The following is a 14710-nucleotide window of genomic DNA, read 5'->3' as shown; positions in this document are numbered from 1 at the left end:
AAACATTTAAAAAATTGTCAAAACTAATCGCACTGAGTCAGCAAGAAAAAATACAATGGATGACAAGATTGTTATCCAAAGCAAAGCTAGTAGGCGAGAAAGGGGAAGTCCCAATTGCTGCAGTCATTCTTGACAAAAGGGGGAGATGTATTGGTTATGGAGGGAATAGAAGGGAGTCAATGAAAGATCCCTTAGGTCATGCAGAGTTAGTAGCGCTAAGACAAGCTTCTTGGATAAATAATGATTGGAGATTTAATGACTGTACATTGATTGTAAATCTGGAGCCATGTCCAATGTGTGCAGGCGCTTTAATACAAGCAAGGATGGGGAAGATTATATATGGATCTGAAGACCTCAAAAGAGGCGCACTAGGTGGAACGATTAATCTCGCAGAACATAAAAGTGCTCATCATAATATGGTGATTGAAAGAGGAATAATGGAAGAAGAATCTAGAAAAATAATCGTAAATTGGTTCAAAGACAAAAGGGGGTTATCTAGAAAAAATTTATTGTCTAAACTTAGGTAATTCAGTTTCAAAAATGTTTATTATCTTATCTACATTAGTAAAAGTAGAATTATAACCCATCAAACCAATTCTCCATACTTTTCCAGCAAGATCACCAAGTCCGCCTCCAATCTCAACACCAAAATTATTAAGTAAATGCTTGGTAAATGCCTTACCATCAATACCATCAGGAATCTTTACTGTTGTTAGCGTTGGCAAGCGTAATTCTTCTTTAACGTGTAATTCCAAACCAATATTTTCTAACGAATTCCATAGTGATTTTGCATTTTTTTTATGTCTATCCCATGAAACTTCCAATCCTTCCTTAGCTAACAATCTAAGCGCTTCTCTAATTCCAAAATTCATGTTTACGGGAGCAGTATGATGATATACCCGATCACTACCCCAATATTTATTTAATAGAGAAACATCTAGATACCAATTAGGGACCTTATCTTTTCTATTAGACATTTTATTTTCAGCTCTCTCATTCATTGAAAAAGGACCTAATCCAGGAGGGCAACTTAATCCTTTTTGACTGCAGCTGTAAGCTAAATCTATTTTCCACTCATCCAAATAAAGAGGAACACCTCCCAAAGAAGTCACTGTGTCGACAAGTAGTAAACAATTATATTTTCTGCACAAATCACCAATTCCATCCATAGGTTGACAAACACCTGTTGAAGTTTCTGCATGAACAATTGCTAATACAGCTGGGTTATGTTCCTTCAGCGCATCTTCTATTTCATTGAGAGAAAATGCATTCCCCCAATCTTTCTGAATGGTCTTAACATTCGCTTTATATCTTCCAGCCATATCTGCAAGTCGATGACCAAAATACCCTTTGATGGCAATTAAAACTGTATCTTCTGGCTCAACAACATTTGCTAACGTTGCCTCCATTGCTGCACTACCTGTACCACTCATTGGAAGTGTTAATCGATTGCTAGTTTGCCATGCATATCTCAGTAACTCTTGAACCTCACTCATCAAGTCCACATAAAAGGGATCCAAGTGACCAATGGGAGGCTGAGAAAGGGCTTTTAACACAGCAGGATCTGCGTTTGATGGGCCTGGCCCAAGCAATAACCTTTCAGGAGAAACAGTTGGACCAAAATCTTTACGATGTTGATTATCAACAGAAGGAAGAATTTGAGTGGCCAAGAAAACAGATCTTTTTGTATATCTACCGAGCCTAAAAGGCAATAGGCAAAGTCGGGGTGTTTTTTTTAGGGATTGCAATAGGAATTTGCTTGATATGCCCTAGAAGACAAAAAATAATCAAGGTTTTCTATTAAAAGTCTAAAAAAAGTGCTTCTTAATACAAAAAGAGATGCAATCGCTTATTACGTTCATAATTAAGTATCTCTGTTGTAAATCAAATTCATCATGAGCAAGACCTCTCAAGATGTTCTTCGTCAAATTAAGGATGAGGGCATTGAGCTAATAGATTTAAAATTCGCTGACTTACATGGTAAGTGGCAACATCTAACCGTAGCTTCAGAGCTCATTGAAGAAAGTTCTTTCTCAGAAGGACTTGCTTTTGATGGTTCTTCAATTCGTGGATGGAAAGCCATAAACGAATCAGATATGGCAATGGTTCCAGATCCATCAACAAGCTGGATAGACCCTTTTTATCATCACAAAACTCTTAGCTTGATTTGTTCAATTCAGGAGCCTAGAAGTGGAGAACCATATGCCAGATGTCCTAGAGCTTTGGCACAAAAAGCATTGGATTATTTAGGAAGCACAAGTGTTGCAGATTCTGCATTCTTTGGTCCTGAACCAGAATTCTTTATTTTTGATGACGTTCGATATAACTCAGGGGAAGGTGGGAGTTTTTATAGCGTAGACACCATAGAAGCACCCTGGAATACAGGAAGAGTTGAAGAGGGTGGCAATCTAGGATACAAAATTCAACTTAAAGAAGGATATTTTCCAGTCTCCCCTAATGACACGGCGCAAGACATGAGATCTGAAATGCTTCTTTTGATGGGGGAGCTAGGAATACCTATTGAAAAACATCACCATGAAGTAGCAGGCGCTGGACAACATGAATTGGGGATGAAGTTTGCACCACTAATCAATGCTGCAGACAATGTGATGATTTACAAATACATTGTAAGGAATGTAGCTAAAAAATATGGAAAAACTGCAACTTTTATGCCCAAGCCAGTCTTCAATGACAATGGAACAGGAATGCATGTTCAACAAAGTTTATGGAAAAGTGGTCAGCCTCTATTTTATGGAGAAGGTACTTACGCCAATTTATCTCAAACTGCTAAATGGTATATAGGAGGAATCCTGAAACATGCTCCTTCATTCCTTGCTTTTACTAACCCAACTACAAACAGTTACAAAAGATTAGTACCAGGATTTGAAGCACCAGTTAATTTAGTTTATTCACAGGGTAATAGATCAGCAGCTGTAAGAATTCCTTTGACTGGGCCAAGTCCTAAAGCCAAGAGGCTTGAATTCCGATCGGGTGATGCATTAGCTAACCCTTACATTGCTTTCTCTGCAATGATGATGGCAGGTATTGATGGAATCAAGAACCAAATTGATCCTGGTGATGGAGTTGACGTTGACCTTTTTGATCTTCCTTCAGAGGAATTATCAAAAATAGATACTGTTCCTTCCTCGTTGAATGATGCATTAGAGGCATTGAAAAGTGACAACAAATATCTAACTGAAGGGGGAGTATTTACTGATGATTTCATTGATAACTGGATAGATCTTAAATACGAAGAAGTTCAACAGTTAAGACAAAGGCCTCATCCTCATGAATTCACTATGTACTATGACGCCTAGACTAAATCCTTGAATTAATTACTGGTACTTAAAAATAAGGTCTACGTTCAAATTGTTCGTAGACCTTATTTTTTTTAGTTATCTGGTCACTAATCAATCAAATCTGTTAGATAATAATAAAAATTTAGTCAATGGTTCATGGCAAAGCCAAGCCTTAAAAAAATTGCATATCACACTCTTCAACAGGGCAAAACACTGGCTGGATTAGCTCATAAAGAGTTGAGTACAAAATTAATGGAAGTTTTTGCACCAGAAGCTGCTCCGGGCAAATTTCCAATCAATCAAGATCTAATAAAAGAAGTTAGAAGATCGATGGAAAAGCTTGAAAGAATTGATTGGCAAGAAGCAGAGGCAGGCATTTATCCAAAATCTCAACTTTTTGAAGCTCCTTGGTTGGAATGGGCAAAGAAATATCCTTTAATTTGGCTTGACATGCCAAAAACATGGGAGAGACGTAAAAAAAATAAAACCAGAGAAATCCCTAGAAATATCAAAGAGGAAGATTACCCAAGCTACTATTTACAAAATTTTCATCATCAAACGGATGGATACCTTAGTGATCATTCCGCTGAAATTTACGACTTACAAGTTGAGATTCTTTTTAACGGAACAGCCGATTCTATGAGAAGAAGAATTTTGTCTCCTTTAAAAAGAGGTCTAAAAAAATATTTATCTGAAAGCTCAAAGAAAGTAAAAGTTTTAGATATTGCGACAGGGACAGGAAGAACTCTCCAGCAAATAAAAAGTGCGTTACCACAAGTAGAACTTTATGGTTTGGACTTATCAGGTTCGTACCTAAAACAAGCAAGTAAATATTTAAGTTCCAGAAGTGGTGATCTTGTTCAACTCACAAAGGGGAATGCTGAAAACATGCCTTATTCATCAAACAGTTTTCAAGCTTTAACTTGTGTTTTCCTCTTTCATGAGCTTCCTAGAGATGCAAGACAAAATGTTTTGAACGAATGCTATAGATTACTAGAACCTGGCGGTACTCTTGTCCTTGCCGACTCCATACAGATAGAGGATTCTCCAAAATTCACTTCAATTATGGAAAACTTTCATAAAATATTCCATGAGCCTTATTACAGGGACTACATTATAGACGATATAAATTTAAGATTAGATCAAAGTGGGTTTTCATCAATAACTTGTGAATCACACTTCATGACTAAAGTATGGAAAGCAAATAAACCAAGTTAATTTCATTAAAAGATTTCCAAGAATACCTTCAAAACACTTAAAACCAACCTAGTATTATGATCAGAAAAAATAAAACAATTTGGTCAGAGAAAGCAAAGTCACTTGCAAAAGAACTTCATAATGAAATCAGTCTTGATAATTATAATTGGCACAAATTTAGGGGAAATAAACAAAGAAGAAGTGGTGAATTAATTATTTCTGCAATTTCACAATTAATTAACGATGGAGATGAAATAGAAATACAAAACCTACTGGATCAAGCAATATTATGGATAAAAGAAGATATAAAAGATGAAGGATGTAAAAGCCATTAAGCTATTATTTCTTTATTGAAAGCTGGAGTCTATTACCTTTGCTACTCCATCTAACATCATCAAAACATTTATGAATTAAATATATTCCTCTTCCACTATTGGCATCAATCTCTAGAGGTAAAGAACTTAACCTTTTATTTTTTACTATTCCTATTCCTTCATCTTGAATTTGCCAAACGAACCAGTTTGGAGTGAGAATTCTTCTAACGCGAACAACTTTATTAGGGTTCGATAAGTTTCCGTGAACTACAGCATTAACAAGAGCCTCATGCAACCCTAGTTCAATTTTTTTTGCAGTTTCTCTACATATTACAGGCTCTAAAAGAGTTTCAACAAATGATGCTAGTTTTAAAGTAGAGGGATGAATAAATACAGCCCAGTTCTTAGAAGGCTTCACAATTAATTAAAAATTCTTAGTAAATTAATCTTTTGATCAAAAAAACAGCCTATATATAAATAATACATATTAAATTTACGTCATAAACAGGATTCAATAAAAAATTTAAACATTCATCATTAAATGTTTAGTTTTTTTCTGTTAATGCTTGATGATTTAACAAAGCATCCATCAATCTAACTCCCCTAAGCTGGTTAACTAATGGCATGTGACCATTTGGTGCTTCAATTGACCAATTAAATGATTTAGGATACCTAGTCCAAACTCCATCTTTTTTCCAACCTATTCGAGGCCAAAGTTTGTCATATCGGCCTCCTAGTGAATCTAGTATTTTTGCTTGAACAGTGAAGCCAAATTTTCCTCTAGAATAAACTATCCACAATTTATCTAAAGTTGAGATATCAATATTAGGTATTAATTCAACCTCAGAAAAATAAACATATCCTCTTTTTACAGCCTTTTCTCCTGCTAGCTCTCTAAGTTTTGAGCTTGTGAAACGATCGGCCTCTTCATAACTTTCATTTAATAAATATTGCTGTAAAGGCGAATAATCAAAACCAACTTCTGATGAGGCGTTGAACCAACAAAGGTCTTCGCAATTGAGATTAGTTTTTATAAAATTGTCATCTGTTTTGTGAATAAGTTGCAAAATAAAACCCGCCACCCAGTCACATGAACCTGGATCAAAGTTAGACATTAAAGATGCTCCTAGTGAAAGAAGCTCCTCCACTCGTTCTTCTAAAACATTTAACAAGCCAAGTCGTTTCCTATCTGAAGCCATTCTGAAAGACTTCAGGAACTCTTCTATGCTTTCTTTATTTGGATTTGATTTTTCTTCAGTCATGATCTACTGCTGGCCTAAAATGACCTAGGCACTAATACTATGTCAGAGAAAGCTACCAATTCAGGCTATCCCGTAACGGATTTTCGGAATTTAACCAGTCCAATAGTTGATGTAAGAAGTCCTAGCGAATTTTCTGAAGGTCATTGGCCAGGCGCTATCAATATTCCTTTGTTTTCTGATACGGAAAGAGAAACTATAGGAAAAAGCTATAAGAGAGAAAGCCGCTTAAAAGCTGTATTTATAGGTTTAAAAGTAACCCTTCCAAACACTACAAAACTTTTGGAATTGATTGTAAAAACAATTACAAAAAAAGAGGGGGGTGATAAATCATTACGAATTTACTGCTGGAGAGGTGGAATGAGATCAGCTGCTTTTGCTTGGCTTGCAAGAAGCATTGGAATTAAGACCTATTTATTACAAGGTGGATATAAAAGTTATAGAAAATGGGTTTTAAATCAGTTTGAGGCTGATTTACCCATAAGACTTATCGGAGGTAAAACAGGTACAAGAAAAACAGATCTACTTAATTTCATAAATAAAGAAAATATACATGTCATTGATTTAGAAGGAATTGCTAATCATAGAGGAAGTAGTTTTGGTTCATTAGGTATGGAGAAGCAACCTACAACTCAACAATTCGAAAACATCCTCGCAGAATCTCTTGATCAATTTCACAAAAACAACAACGCTATTGAAATATGGCTAGAAGCTGAAAGTTCTAGTCTAGGGAAATGTCGCATACCAAATATGTTGTATTCGAAAATGAAAAAAGCACCAATACTGGAAATAATAAAAACGAAGAATGAGCGTATAAAAAATCTAGTCAATCTTTATAGTCAAAACACTCAAAATGAATTAGAAAACGCTGTAAAGAGAATAGAAAAAAGATTAGGGCCACAGAGAACAAAAGAAGCATTAGTTGCGATTAAGCAAAAAGAATGGTCAAAAGCATGTGAAGCTATGCTTGATTATTACGATAGATGCTATGAATACGAACTTAAAAAAACAAAAATAATAGATTCGATTGATCTTAGTGGTCTAAGCCTAAAATTATCTTTAATTAAAATCTTAAATAAGAACCTCAATCCCTTATAGTTTTCTATAAGAGGATATCTATTAATAACAACTATTGAAGATATGACAGAAATCAGCGAGACTGTTGCTATTCAATTTATTAAAGGGGAAAATGAAAAAGAGAATCCTGAAATACGTTTGTTTAGGGATTGTGATGGCAAAAAAGGTAAAGCAGTATATAAATTTTTCAACCCTACATCAATCACACTAGAGAATTTTGAATCAATAAAAAAAATGTATTTAATTGATGAAGAAGGTGAGCTTTTAATAAAAAAGATTGATCTATTTATTTCAGAAAATCTTATTAAAGAAGTAACTTCTACCTATAGCTGGAATTCAGAAAAAGAATTTGAAAGGTTCATGCGTTTTTCTAAAAGGTATGCAAATTCATTGACTAGAAATTAAATATAAAAATTGAAAATAACTAACTTACTATCATTTACATCTTTAATCATTTCTATATTGATTTTATGGAGTTTAAAAGAAATAATTATACTATTTTTCGCTGCAATAGTTATAGCGATGGCTCTTTGCACAATTACTGGTAAAATTCGTGATTTTTTTCATATACCAAGATGGATATCTTTAGGAATAACAATATTTTCTATAATACTAACTTCAAGTATTTTAATAGTTTTAATAATACCTCAGTTCACCAGTGAATTTCAGGAGCTAATCAATCAGATACCAACAGCAGTAAGCAAGCTATGGGAGCTTTTAATAAATACATTTTTTGATTTTGCAGAAATTATTTATAAAGATAATATTCCAAACTTAGCTGATAGATCATTATTAATAGATCAGCTTAGTATTATCCCAGATGGAGCTACATTAGCTAGTGGTGTAACAGATAGCATAACAAAATTAATCAGTTTAGTCAGTAATGTTGGGATAGGAATTCTTCAACTTTTATTCATAGTGTCTGTTGGATTAATGATAACTTTACAGCCAAGCTCATATAGAGAAGTTGCCATATTATTAATCCCCTCTTTTTATAGAAGACGTGCAAGAACCATTTTATTTACTTGTGGTAACGCCTTAAGTAGTTGGATGGCTGGAGTTGTACTTAGCTCATTATGTGTAGCAATATTTGCTTCTATTGGACTGTATTTATTAGGAATAAAGTTAGTAATTGCTAATGCTTTAATAGCTGGTCTTTTAAATATTATCCCAAATGTAGGTCCAACAATAAGTACTATATTTCCTGTTTCCGTTGCATTACTTGATACTCCATGGAAATCACTCGCTGTTCTAGGCTTATATATAGTAATTCAAAATATTGAAAGCTATGTAATAACACCCTCAATAATGCACAAACAAGTTAAGTTACTTCCAGGGCTAACAATTACTGCTCAATTTATATTTACTATTCTTTTTGGACCAATAGGTTTGCTGTTAGCAATACCAATGGCTGTAGTAATTCAAGTCTTTGTGAAAGAAGTAATTATTACTGACATATTAGAAAAAAAATATTTTTCTACTCAAACCCAAAGAAAAAGATAATTATGTAAAAATTACTATGCATCCCAGGGATCAGTCCATGAAGAAATATCTTTTTTTGAATTTTCCGATAAATTTCTGCTTTGCAAATCCATCCATTCACACCACATTGAGTTTAGAAGCCAGGCCTGAGATTGACTTTTAGGGCCATCATCAATCAATCTGATTTGATAGGGTTTTAAATTTTTCCATTTCTTATACTGGTTTTTCCAAGCTTCTTCAGGCATTAGCTTAATTAAAATCCCTATATATATTTTGTTAGTAGTTTTTTTTTTTTGCAAGTCCTAATAATTATTGTTCAATATATAAAACTCAAAATTAATTAATTCTCAATGAAGGAGCTCAAAATACTATTCAAAGAGTAATTAAAAAAATCAATCATCAAATTCCGGCTTAGGTTTCTTTTTAACTTTACCTGAAAGCAATTGATGTAGAGCATCTAGGGAATTATATACCTCTTTAAGCTCAGACAACTCAGGCAACAAGCCATATTGGCCAAGCATTTGATCCAAGTCTCGAAGCTCCTGCCTGATATAACGCAAATGAGAACTAACTTCCTCTCTCTTACTGGTAGACATTATAAAACAAATTAAATTGCATATATCTTTTACTTTAGCTTAAGACAAGTATATTAAGCATCTAAATTTTTACAAAGGTTATAAAGTTAGAATAAATCAAAAGTTTTTTTAACATACTTAATAATTAATAAAATACAGATTACAAGGAAATTTGCAGAAATAAATCTCTCTATATATCAGCATAATAAAATCAAAAGATTATAAGGAGTGCATAATTCCTATTTTGTAAAAAAATAAGAATTATTCTGGGCAATCTCTATGAGATGGTTAAGAATATATATATGGATCCAAAAAAAAGAAAAGACCTCAATCTGAGGCTAGGCAATCTAATAATTGCAATATTTCTTGCTACTGTACCTACAGCCATCACGTATGGCACTCTTAGTATTCATGGATTAAATATTTGTAGGAGCCTAAGCTCGAAAGTTTCAAACTCAAGAGAAATCAAAATATCCTGTGACAAAGCTTCCTGGGATACGACAAAAAGTTATATATTTTTAATTGGCTTCTTTATAACTTTACCAACATGGATGTGGTTTTACTGGTCAATGAAAAAAAGGGAAGAAAATTAAATCTATTAGAGATAACTAAGATGACAAGAAACTTGAGAAAGGGAATTCAAAAACTTTTGATTTCTTAGATTTATTTAAATTTATATTCTTCTTCAAAGGCTTTAACCTCGCAATTATTTTTTTCTCAGATTTGATATCAACTTGTATTAATTTATTTATAAAAAATTCATTTATCAAATAATCAGCCGAAAATCTTCCCGGGCCTAAAAATATTATTGAAATAGCTGATGAGAAATATAGAGCGAGAAGTTCTAACAAATAAATGTTAAAGCCTGAGGTAATTAGAGCATGATAGATAGCAACGCTCATTGTTCCTAAAATGGCAGATGCTCCTAATCTTGTCCCAAGTCCAATAATCAATGACCAACTTCCAAGTATTTCAGAAGCCGCAGCTATGTAAGAAAGCGTGACAGGGAAAGGCAAGTGAAGGGGACGTACAAATGCATCAGCGAAGTTATTTATGTCATTTAACTTTTCAAAACCATGATGTATGAGAAGCACACCAGTAAAAACTCTCAAAAGAAGAATGGCTAGATCCTTAAAAATTGTTTTATAGAGGATGGTACTAAGCAATTTAACCTAATGTTTTTTTGAACTTTAATTGCAGAAGCATACAAAGCGTGGACAGGAACAAACTAAGACAGCAGGATAAGTATTAATGCTTATCCAGGGCTTGTCGCTTTTTTGGTAAGGGTGAAAAAGTTGAAAATCTTTTTAGATAAGTCTCTTAATAGGAAGATGTGAAAAGACTTATCAAGGTATGCAGAATTCAAACCTTTAAGCAACTTAAAATCAAGAAGAAGAAGAAGAAAAAAAAGAAAAAAAAAATCACTTCAAATAGTATTAATACTCACAACTAGATTTCAAGCAAGCTATTAATGTTGGTTTATCTAAATTACTACTAGTGAATACTTCACTCCTTGCAGCTACGGCATCTATAGGCATAATACTAGTTGCATTACCAGCCTTGATTGCTTCGCTTGTAAACTAATATCCATAAATACTTACAATTAATAGTTAATAAATATTGTATTTATTTAATTGACATTGCATTCGCAGCAACCCAAGCACTTGTCCAGCAATGTTGAAAATTGAAACCGCCCGTAATCCCATCAATATCTAAAACCTCACCTGCGAAAAATAGGCCCTCACATATCTTACTTTCCATAGTTTTAAAATTAATTTCATTAAGAGATACTCCACCAGCAGTTACGAATTCCTCTCCAAAAGGACCGCGACTGTTTATTAAATAACTTTTCATTAATAAACATCTTACAATAGACTCCTTTTGGTATTTAGTTAAATCCGCCCATTTTAATTGATTGTCAATGTTTATGCTCAACATGAGTGCCCTCCATAACCTTTTTGGAATCTGATTAAAAGGTTTATGATTTAATATAATCTGCTTACCATTTTCAAATTTATATAAATCAAGTTTTGACCTAACCTCTGCCTCATTCATACAAAGCCAATTTATTCTTAACTCACCATTATATTTATTTTCATATAGATTTCTAGCACTAAATGCAGATAGACGTAAAACGACGGGACCACTAAAACCTTTATGGGTTAATAAAAGTGGTCCTTTATCTTTATATTTTTTTTTGTTAACAGTAAGTATAGTCTGAACATCTAAAGTTATTCCAGAACAAGATTTTAATGAGGAGTCATGGGTAGAAAAAGAAAAAAGAGATGGAACAGGTTGAATAATTGAATGACCGAGACTGGTTGCCAATCTTCTACCACTAGGATGACCACCAGTACTTATCAAAATATTTTTTGCTTCAAAATATTTTTTACCTTTAACTAATAACTTAAAGCCCTCTTCTGTTATTGATATTTTCTGTACATGAGAATTAGTGAATACCTTTACACCCGAATTTCTTGCAACAGCTGTTAAACATTTAATTACATCTTGAGAAGAATCAGAAGAAGGGAACACACGTCCATCTTTCTCTATTTTAAGACTAAGTCCTTTGCTCTCAAACCAATCAAAAGCTTCGACAGTAGAAAATCTATTAAACAAGCCTATAAGTTGCTTTGCCCCTCGAGGATAATTTCTTACTAAATTAGAAATATCCCAACATGAGTTGGTTAAATTACATCTACCACCACCACTAATTCTAACTTTTTCTAATACTTTTGAGGTGCCTTCTAGTATCACAACAGATCTAAGACCATTACTAATCGCAGTAATTGCTGCCATAAAACCAGAGGCACCTCCACCGATAATGACAAGATCAGATATCATCAGATTTTATTTCCTAATAATTTAAATTTTAATAAAACTAAAATATAAATTATTTAATTACAACTTTTATTTATTTAATCAAACTTAGATTTTTAGAAATCATAAAAGAATATGAGTTAAGTTAAAGTAAATAAGATTTTCTAGAATCACATTGTCTTGATACCAAGTTTAAACCTTAATTCAATTCTTTTTTGTTGTATCTTTCTTAAAAAATAAAAAAATATGGCTGGCCCAAAAAGAGATGAAGCAAAATCTATTCTCTCCTACGTGAGACAAGAGCTTAGATATATGGACGAAGACCTAAGGAATGATGGTTTACTACCAGAATTATCATCCCTAAGATCAGTATATGAACAACTTTCAACTTTACTAGAACTTTCAGACGGCAGGAGAAAAAAGAAAGACAAACCAGAATTTCCTGAAGACAAAAAACATTAAAAATCCTCTATCAAACTACCCTATTCAAAAAATCAATATTTTTACCTATATCTCTGAAGAATTTATTTAACTCTATTTTTATTTTGTCAATATAAGAGCAGGTTTATAGTCTATTCTAGAATTGAGCAATATTATTCTAATTCAAGTTAATAAATACCTATTTTTGAAAAAAATGCATAAGAAAAATAAAAATTCTGGTATTGAATCTAATCTTCTAAGTCCTATGAGTCGTATTCGCTTTTGGAAAAAAGGAGAAATGGCATATTCGGCTATAAAAAAAATAAATGAGCTTAAAGCCCATAATGAATTGGACAAAGCCCAAATAATGTTAGATGATTGGATTTTTTAAAATTTCACTTCAAGAAAAAAAAATAAAATCTTTTATATCCAATCTAAAGGTGAAGTAAATTAAACTTTAACCTAATAAATATATATGCCCTCCATAAGAAAAAGGATTGGCTATCTTCCTTCAATTAATGCTCAAGAAACAATCACTAAAATTGCACATAAAGAAAAATTAAGCCAATCAAAAGTCGTAGGAATCTTAGTAGAAGAAGCATTAAGAGCGAGAGCTGGGTTAGAAATTCAAAATTCAAAACATTTAATTAGAAAAAATTTTTATAACAAGAGAAATAATATGGATAATTCATCTTTCAACTACAGCGAGCTCGATGAATTAATCTCTGACAAAGGTATAACTTACAACACAAAAACATACAATAAGGGTTTAAGTGATAATACAACTAAACCAAATGAAAAATATAATGAAGAACTATTTGAACAGTTTAAACAATTTATTATGTTAAGAAAAAGAATACAAGATAAATAAAATAATTACATGACTCAATCATTCTAAAGAATGCAGAGATCAACAAAAAGCACACATAAAACAAAACAATGGATTAGAAAGTGGTGGTAATAGTTCTTCTAAGGATCACCTACAAGTTTTTTTTATAAAATTTTTTAAATATAAGCATGACATCCACAACAAGTCGTCCAAAATCAGACTCATCTAATATCCTTGAAGATGCGTTAGATCAACCTCCTATTGGAGAAACTGCTAATTTTGCATGGAATGCAACCCCATTAGGAATTGCCGCAATTTATAAAGGAATTTCGCCTGTAAAACCTCCTTATGAACAGGCAATTAAAGAAGGTGAGGAATTAGCAATGGATTTAAGCAGAGAAGAGAAAGAATTTTATTTAACTCAAAAAGGGCTTGCACTTGTTTTCTACTCTTAGATAAAATTAAAATATTTTTATCAATCGTCTTCAACAGAAGAGTCAATGACCCACTCGTCGCTTATTCCAAGAAGAACAAGAGCTTTATCTTCCCAATCAGTATCAATTGACCAATCGTAAGGGACTTCAAAAGAGAGTGTGATCTCATTCATATCTTTTTTATAAGTTTTACTAATAGGTGGAAATTTATCTGATAAGTTGTTATCAATTAGGAACATATCATCATTATTTATGTATTCAACGTAGCCTAAATTCTTTATATGCTCTTCAAATTTAAGATCAATTCTAACATTAAAACAATGAGCTTCATCCCAGTCAGAATAGTGAGAAAAATATCCATCCCAGGAATTTGACATTTTTTAAAAGTCTGCTTTTGTCTTTAGATTAATAAAAAGTTCATTATTAGCACTAAAGTGTTAGAAGAAAAGAAATATAAAATCACATCTTACGAGGAAGTCAATCATTCACATTCAAAGGGATCTTAAATACATAAAAAATATTAACTTGATTGTTTAATTAGCAAAGGTAAGAAAATTAAAATCATTAAGTACCCAAGTACCTAGAGTAAGTAGCCCGAATCCAGCAACAAACATGATGACCGCAGCAAGTTTATATCTCGTAGCCTCAGATCCTCTTCTAAGTAAAAAGGTATCAGCAGCAAAAGAAGTTGATTCAGGAATACTCTTTTGGACTGTTTTTTTTCTAGATGAAAACATGTTTAAAAAATCAAACAATAATTAAATTAATGGAATTTTTCTTCGACTGCGAAGAATCCACGAACTTAATCAACTAAAAACGGCAAACAGGAAAAGATAGTGTGAAAGTAAATAGATAAAAAAAATAGATGAACGAATTTTCGAGGTAAAAATCAGAAAGAAACGTACTACATAAGATAATGAATCATCTAAATCAACTGGTACGAAAAAGAACATTTTGTTATGTCCCAAGAATGAGTTAATAAACTTAGTTTATAAGTATATTTA

The 14710-nt window shown here is 32.6% G+C and carries 21 protein-coding genes; 12 read left to right on the top strand and 9 right to left on the bottom strand.

Annotation, left to right across the window (positions count from 1 at the left end):
* Positions 1 to 59: 59 nt before the first annotated feature.
* Positions 60 to 527, top strand: a complete 468-nt coding sequence (locus tag SIB53_RS07740; protein WP_413679140.1) for a nucleoside deaminase — start codon at positions 60 to 62, stop codon at positions 525 to 527.
* Here SIB53_RS07740 and SIB53_RS07735 read toward each other — a convergent pair.
* On the bottom strand, positions 507 to 1670 hold the full coding sequence (locus SIB53_RS07735; protein WP_413677666.1) for a pyridoxal-phosphate-dependent aminotransferase family protein: 1164 nt from the start codon (positions 1668 to 1670) through the stop codon (positions 507 to 509). The two genes, SIB53_RS07740 and SIB53_RS07735, sit on opposite strands and share 21 nt — an antisense overlap.
* 225 nt (positions 1671 to 1895) lie before the next feature.
* On the opposite strand from SIB53_RS07735, the gene glnA reads away from it, so the two are divergent.
* From glnA to SIB53_RS07720, 3 genes are all read left to right on the top strand, one after another.
* Positions 1896 to 3317 (top strand): type I glutamate--ammonia ligase, encoded by a 1422-nt coding sequence (glnA, locus tag SIB53_RS07730; RefSeq protein WP_413677665.1) that lies wholly within the window; start codon positions 1896 to 1898, stop codon positions 3315 to 3317.
* A gap of 138 nt (positions 3318 to 3455) precedes the next feature.
* A complete protein-coding gene (locus SIB53_RS07725; protein WP_413677664.1) occupies positions 3456 to 4517 on the top strand; it encodes a class I SAM-dependent methyltransferase in 1062 nt (353 codons plus the stop codon).
* A gap of 56 nt (positions 4518 to 4573) precedes the next feature.
* On the top strand, positions 4574 to 4831 hold the full coding sequence (locus SIB53_RS07720; protein ID WP_413677663.1) for a DUF6439 family protein: 258 nt from the start codon (positions 4574 to 4576) through the stop codon (positions 4829 to 4831).
* 4 nt (positions 4832 to 4835) lie between these two features.
* Here the strand turns inward: SIB53_RS07720 and SIB53_RS07715 are convergent, their stop codons facing one another.
* Together SIB53_RS07715 and SIB53_RS07710 are read right to left on the bottom strand one after the other, a co-directional pair.
* On the bottom strand, positions 4836 to 5228 hold the full coding sequence (locus SIB53_RS07715; RefSeq protein WP_413677662.1) for an ATP-binding protein: 393 nt from the start codon (positions 5226 to 5228) through the stop codon (positions 4836 to 4838).
* Between the two features lie 127 nt (positions 5229 to 5355).
* A complete protein-coding gene (locus SIB53_RS07710; protein WP_413677661.1) occupies positions 5356 to 6072 on the bottom strand; it encodes a GUN4 domain-containing protein in 717 nt (238 codons plus the stop codon).
* A 39-nt stretch (positions 6073 to 6111) separates the two neighbouring features.
* Here SIB53_RS07710 and mnmH point away from each other — a divergent pair, with 39 nt between their 5' ends.
* The 3 genes from mnmH to SIB53_RS07695 are packed head-to-tail and all read left to right on the top strand — an operon-like array spanning position 6112 to position 8649.
* Positions 6112 to 7167: a tRNA 2-selenouridine(34) synthase MnmH gene (mnmH, locus tag SIB53_RS07705; protein ID WP_413677660.1), complete on the top strand. Its 1056-nt coding sequence runs from the start codon at positions 6112 to 6114 to the stop codon at positions 7165 to 7167.
* A gap of 42 nt (positions 7168 to 7209) precedes the next feature.
* Entirely contained in the window at positions 7210 to 7551 is a 342-nt protein-coding gene (gene psb28, locus SIB53_RS07700) for a photosystem II reaction center protein Psb28 (protein WP_413677659.1), read from the top strand.
* A gap of 9 nt (positions 7552 to 7560) precedes the next feature.
* Positions 7561 to 8649: an AI-2E family transporter gene (locus tag SIB53_RS07695; protein ID WP_413677658.1), complete on the top strand. Its 1089-nt coding sequence runs from the start codon at positions 7561 to 7563 to the stop codon at positions 8647 to 8649.
* 14 nt (positions 8650 to 8663) lie between these two features.
* Here SIB53_RS07695 and SIB53_RS07690 read toward each other — a convergent pair whose 3' ends face one another.
* Positions 8664 to 8873 carry a hypothetical protein gene (locus SIB53_RS07690; protein ID WP_413677657.1) on the bottom strand — a complete coding sequence of 70 codons (210 nt, stop codon included), beginning with the start codon at positions 8871 to 8873 and terminating at the stop codon, positions 8664 to 8666.
* A 147-nt stretch (positions 8874 to 9020) separates the two neighbouring features.
* Positions 9021 to 9224: a hypothetical protein gene (locus SIB53_RS07685; RefSeq protein ID WP_011293667.1), complete on the bottom strand. Its 204-nt coding sequence runs from the start codon at positions 9222 to 9224 to the stop codon at positions 9021 to 9023.
* A 263-nt stretch (positions 9225 to 9487) separates the two neighbouring features.
* Here SIB53_RS07685 and SIB53_RS07680 point away from each other — a divergent pair, with 263 nt between their 5' ends.
* Positions 9488 to 9796 carry a hypothetical protein gene (locus SIB53_RS07680; protein ID WP_413677656.1) on the top strand — a complete coding sequence of 103 codons (309 nt, stop codon included), beginning with the start codon at positions 9488 to 9490 and terminating at the stop codon, positions 9794 to 9796.
* 15 nt (positions 9797 to 9811) lie between these two features.
* On the opposite strand, the gene SIB53_RS07675 is transcribed toward SIB53_RS07680, so the two are convergent.
* Together SIB53_RS07675 and SIB53_RS07670 are read right to left on the bottom strand one after the other, a co-directional pair.
* Positions 9812 to 10369, bottom strand: a complete 558-nt coding sequence (locus SIB53_RS07675; protein ID WP_413677655.1) for a DoxX family protein — start codon at positions 10367 to 10369, stop codon at positions 9812 to 9814.
* A 460-nt stretch (positions 10370 to 10829) separates the two neighbouring features.
* Complete coding sequence (locus tag SIB53_RS07670; RefSeq protein ID WP_413677654.1) at positions 10830 to 12047, bottom strand: NAD(P)/FAD-dependent oxidoreductase; 1218 nt, start codon at positions 12045 to 12047, stop codon at positions 10830 to 10832.
* A gap of 222 nt (positions 12048 to 12269) precedes the next feature.
* On the opposite strand from SIB53_RS07670, the gene SIB53_RS07665 reads away from it, so the two are divergent.
* From SIB53_RS07665 to SIB53_RS07650, 4 genes are all read left to right on the top strand, one after another.
* Positions 12270 to 12485 carry a hypothetical protein gene (locus SIB53_RS07665; RefSeq protein ID WP_269610091.1) on the top strand — a complete coding sequence of 72 codons (216 nt, stop codon included), beginning with the start codon at positions 12270 to 12272 and terminating at the stop codon, positions 12483 to 12485.
* A 172-nt stretch (positions 12486 to 12657) separates the two neighbouring features.
* Entirely contained in the window at positions 12658 to 12834 is a 177-nt protein-coding gene (locus SIB53_RS07660; RefSeq protein WP_413677653.1) for a hypothetical protein, read from the top strand.
* An 84-nt stretch (positions 12835 to 12918) separates the two neighbouring features.
* Positions 12919 to 13314, top strand: a complete 396-nt coding sequence (locus SIB53_RS07655; RefSeq protein ID WP_413677652.1) for a hypothetical protein — start codon at positions 12919 to 12921, stop codon at positions 13312 to 13314.
* Positions 13315 to 13460: 146 nt separating this feature from the next.
* Positions 13461 to 13727, top strand: a complete 267-nt coding sequence (locus SIB53_RS07650; protein WP_413677651.1) for a hypothetical protein — start codon at positions 13461 to 13463, stop codon at positions 13725 to 13727.
* A 20-nt stretch (positions 13728 to 13747) separates the two neighbouring features.
* Here SIB53_RS07650 and SIB53_RS07645 read toward each other — a convergent pair whose 3' ends face one another.
* Both SIB53_RS07645 and SIB53_RS07640 read right to left on the bottom strand, forming a co-directional pair.
* Complete coding sequence (locus SIB53_RS07645; RefSeq protein WP_413677650.1) at positions 13748 to 14083, bottom strand: hypothetical protein; 336 nt, start codon at positions 14081 to 14083, stop codon at positions 13748 to 13750.
* A gap of 156 nt (positions 14084 to 14239) precedes the next feature.
* Entirely contained in the window at positions 14240 to 14443 is a 204-nt protein-coding gene (locus SIB53_RS07640; protein WP_413677649.1) for a hypothetical protein, read from the bottom strand.
* Positions 14444 to 14710: the final 267 nt, after the last annotated feature.

Source organism: Prochlorococcus sp. MIT 0916 (assembly GCF_047305155.1).
Lineage (GTDB): Bacteria > Cyanobacteriota > Cyanobacteriia > PCC-6307 > Cyanobiaceae > Prochlorococcus_B.
This window is presented reverse-complemented; position numbering and strand designations above follow the sequence as displayed.

Coding starts and splice junctions, on each gene's coding strand:
- SIB53_RS07740 (WP_413679140.1), top strand. CDS start 60: ATGACAAGATTGTTATCCAAAGCAAAGCTAGTAGGCGAGAAAGGGGAA.
- glnA (WP_413677665.1), top strand. CDS start 1,896: ATGAGCAAGACCTCTCAAGATGTTCTTCGTCAAATTAAGGATGAGGGC.
- SIB53_RS07725 (WP_413677664.1), top strand. CDS start 3,456: ATGGCAAAGCCAAGCCTTAAAAAAATTGCATATCACACTCTTCAACAG.
- SIB53_RS07720 (WP_413677663.1), top strand. CDS start 4,574: ATGATCAGAAAAAATAAAACAATTTGGTCAGAGAAAGCAAAGTCACTT.
- SIB53_RS07710 (WP_413677661.1), bottom strand. CDS start 6,072: ATGACTGAAGAAAAATCAAATCCAAATAAAGAAAGCATAGAAGAGTTC.
- mnmH (WP_413677660.1), top strand. CDS start 6,112: ATGTCAGAGAAAGCTACCAATTCAGGCTATCCCGTAACGGATTTTCGG.
- psb28 (WP_413677659.1), top strand. CDS start 7,210: ATGACAGAAATCAGCGAGACTGTTGCTATTCAATTTATTAAAGGGGAA.
- SIB53_RS07690 (WP_413677657.1), bottom strand. CDS start 8,873: ATGCCTGAAGAAGCTTGGAAAAACCAGTATAAGAAATGGAAAAATTTA.
- SIB53_RS07685 (WP_011293667.1), bottom strand. CDS start 9,224: ATGTCTACCAGTAAGAGAGAGGAAGTTAGTTCTCATTTGCGTTATATC.
- SIB53_RS07680 (WP_413677656.1), top strand. CDS start 9,488: ATGGTTAAGAATATATATATGGATCCAAAAAAAAGAAAAGACCTCAAT.
- SIB53_RS07670 (WP_413677654.1), bottom strand. CDS start 12,047: ATGATATCTGATCTTGTCATTATCGGTGGAGGTGCCTCTGGTTTTATG.
- SIB53_RS07665 (WP_269610091.1), top strand. CDS start 12,270: ATGGCTGGCCCAAAAAGAGATGAAGCAAAATCTATTCTCTCCTACGTG.
- SIB53_RS07660 (WP_413677653.1), top strand. CDS start 12,658: ATGCATAAGAAAAATAAAAATTCTGGTATTGAATCTAATCTTCTAAGT.
- SIB53_RS07655 (WP_413677652.1), top strand. CDS start 12,919: ATGCCCTCCATAAGAAAAAGGATTGGCTATCTTCCTTCAATTAATGCT.
- SIB53_RS07650 (WP_413677651.1), top strand. CDS start 13,461: ATGACATCCACAACAAGTCGTCCAAAATCAGACTCATCTAATATCCTT.
- SIB53_RS07645 (WP_413677650.1), bottom strand. CDS start 14,083: ATGTCAAATTCCTGGGATGGATATTTTTCTCACTATTCTGACTGGGAT.
- SIB53_RS07640 (WP_413677649.1), bottom strand. CDS start 14,443: ATGTTTTCATCTAGAAAAAAAACAGTCCAAAAGAGTATTCCTGAATCA.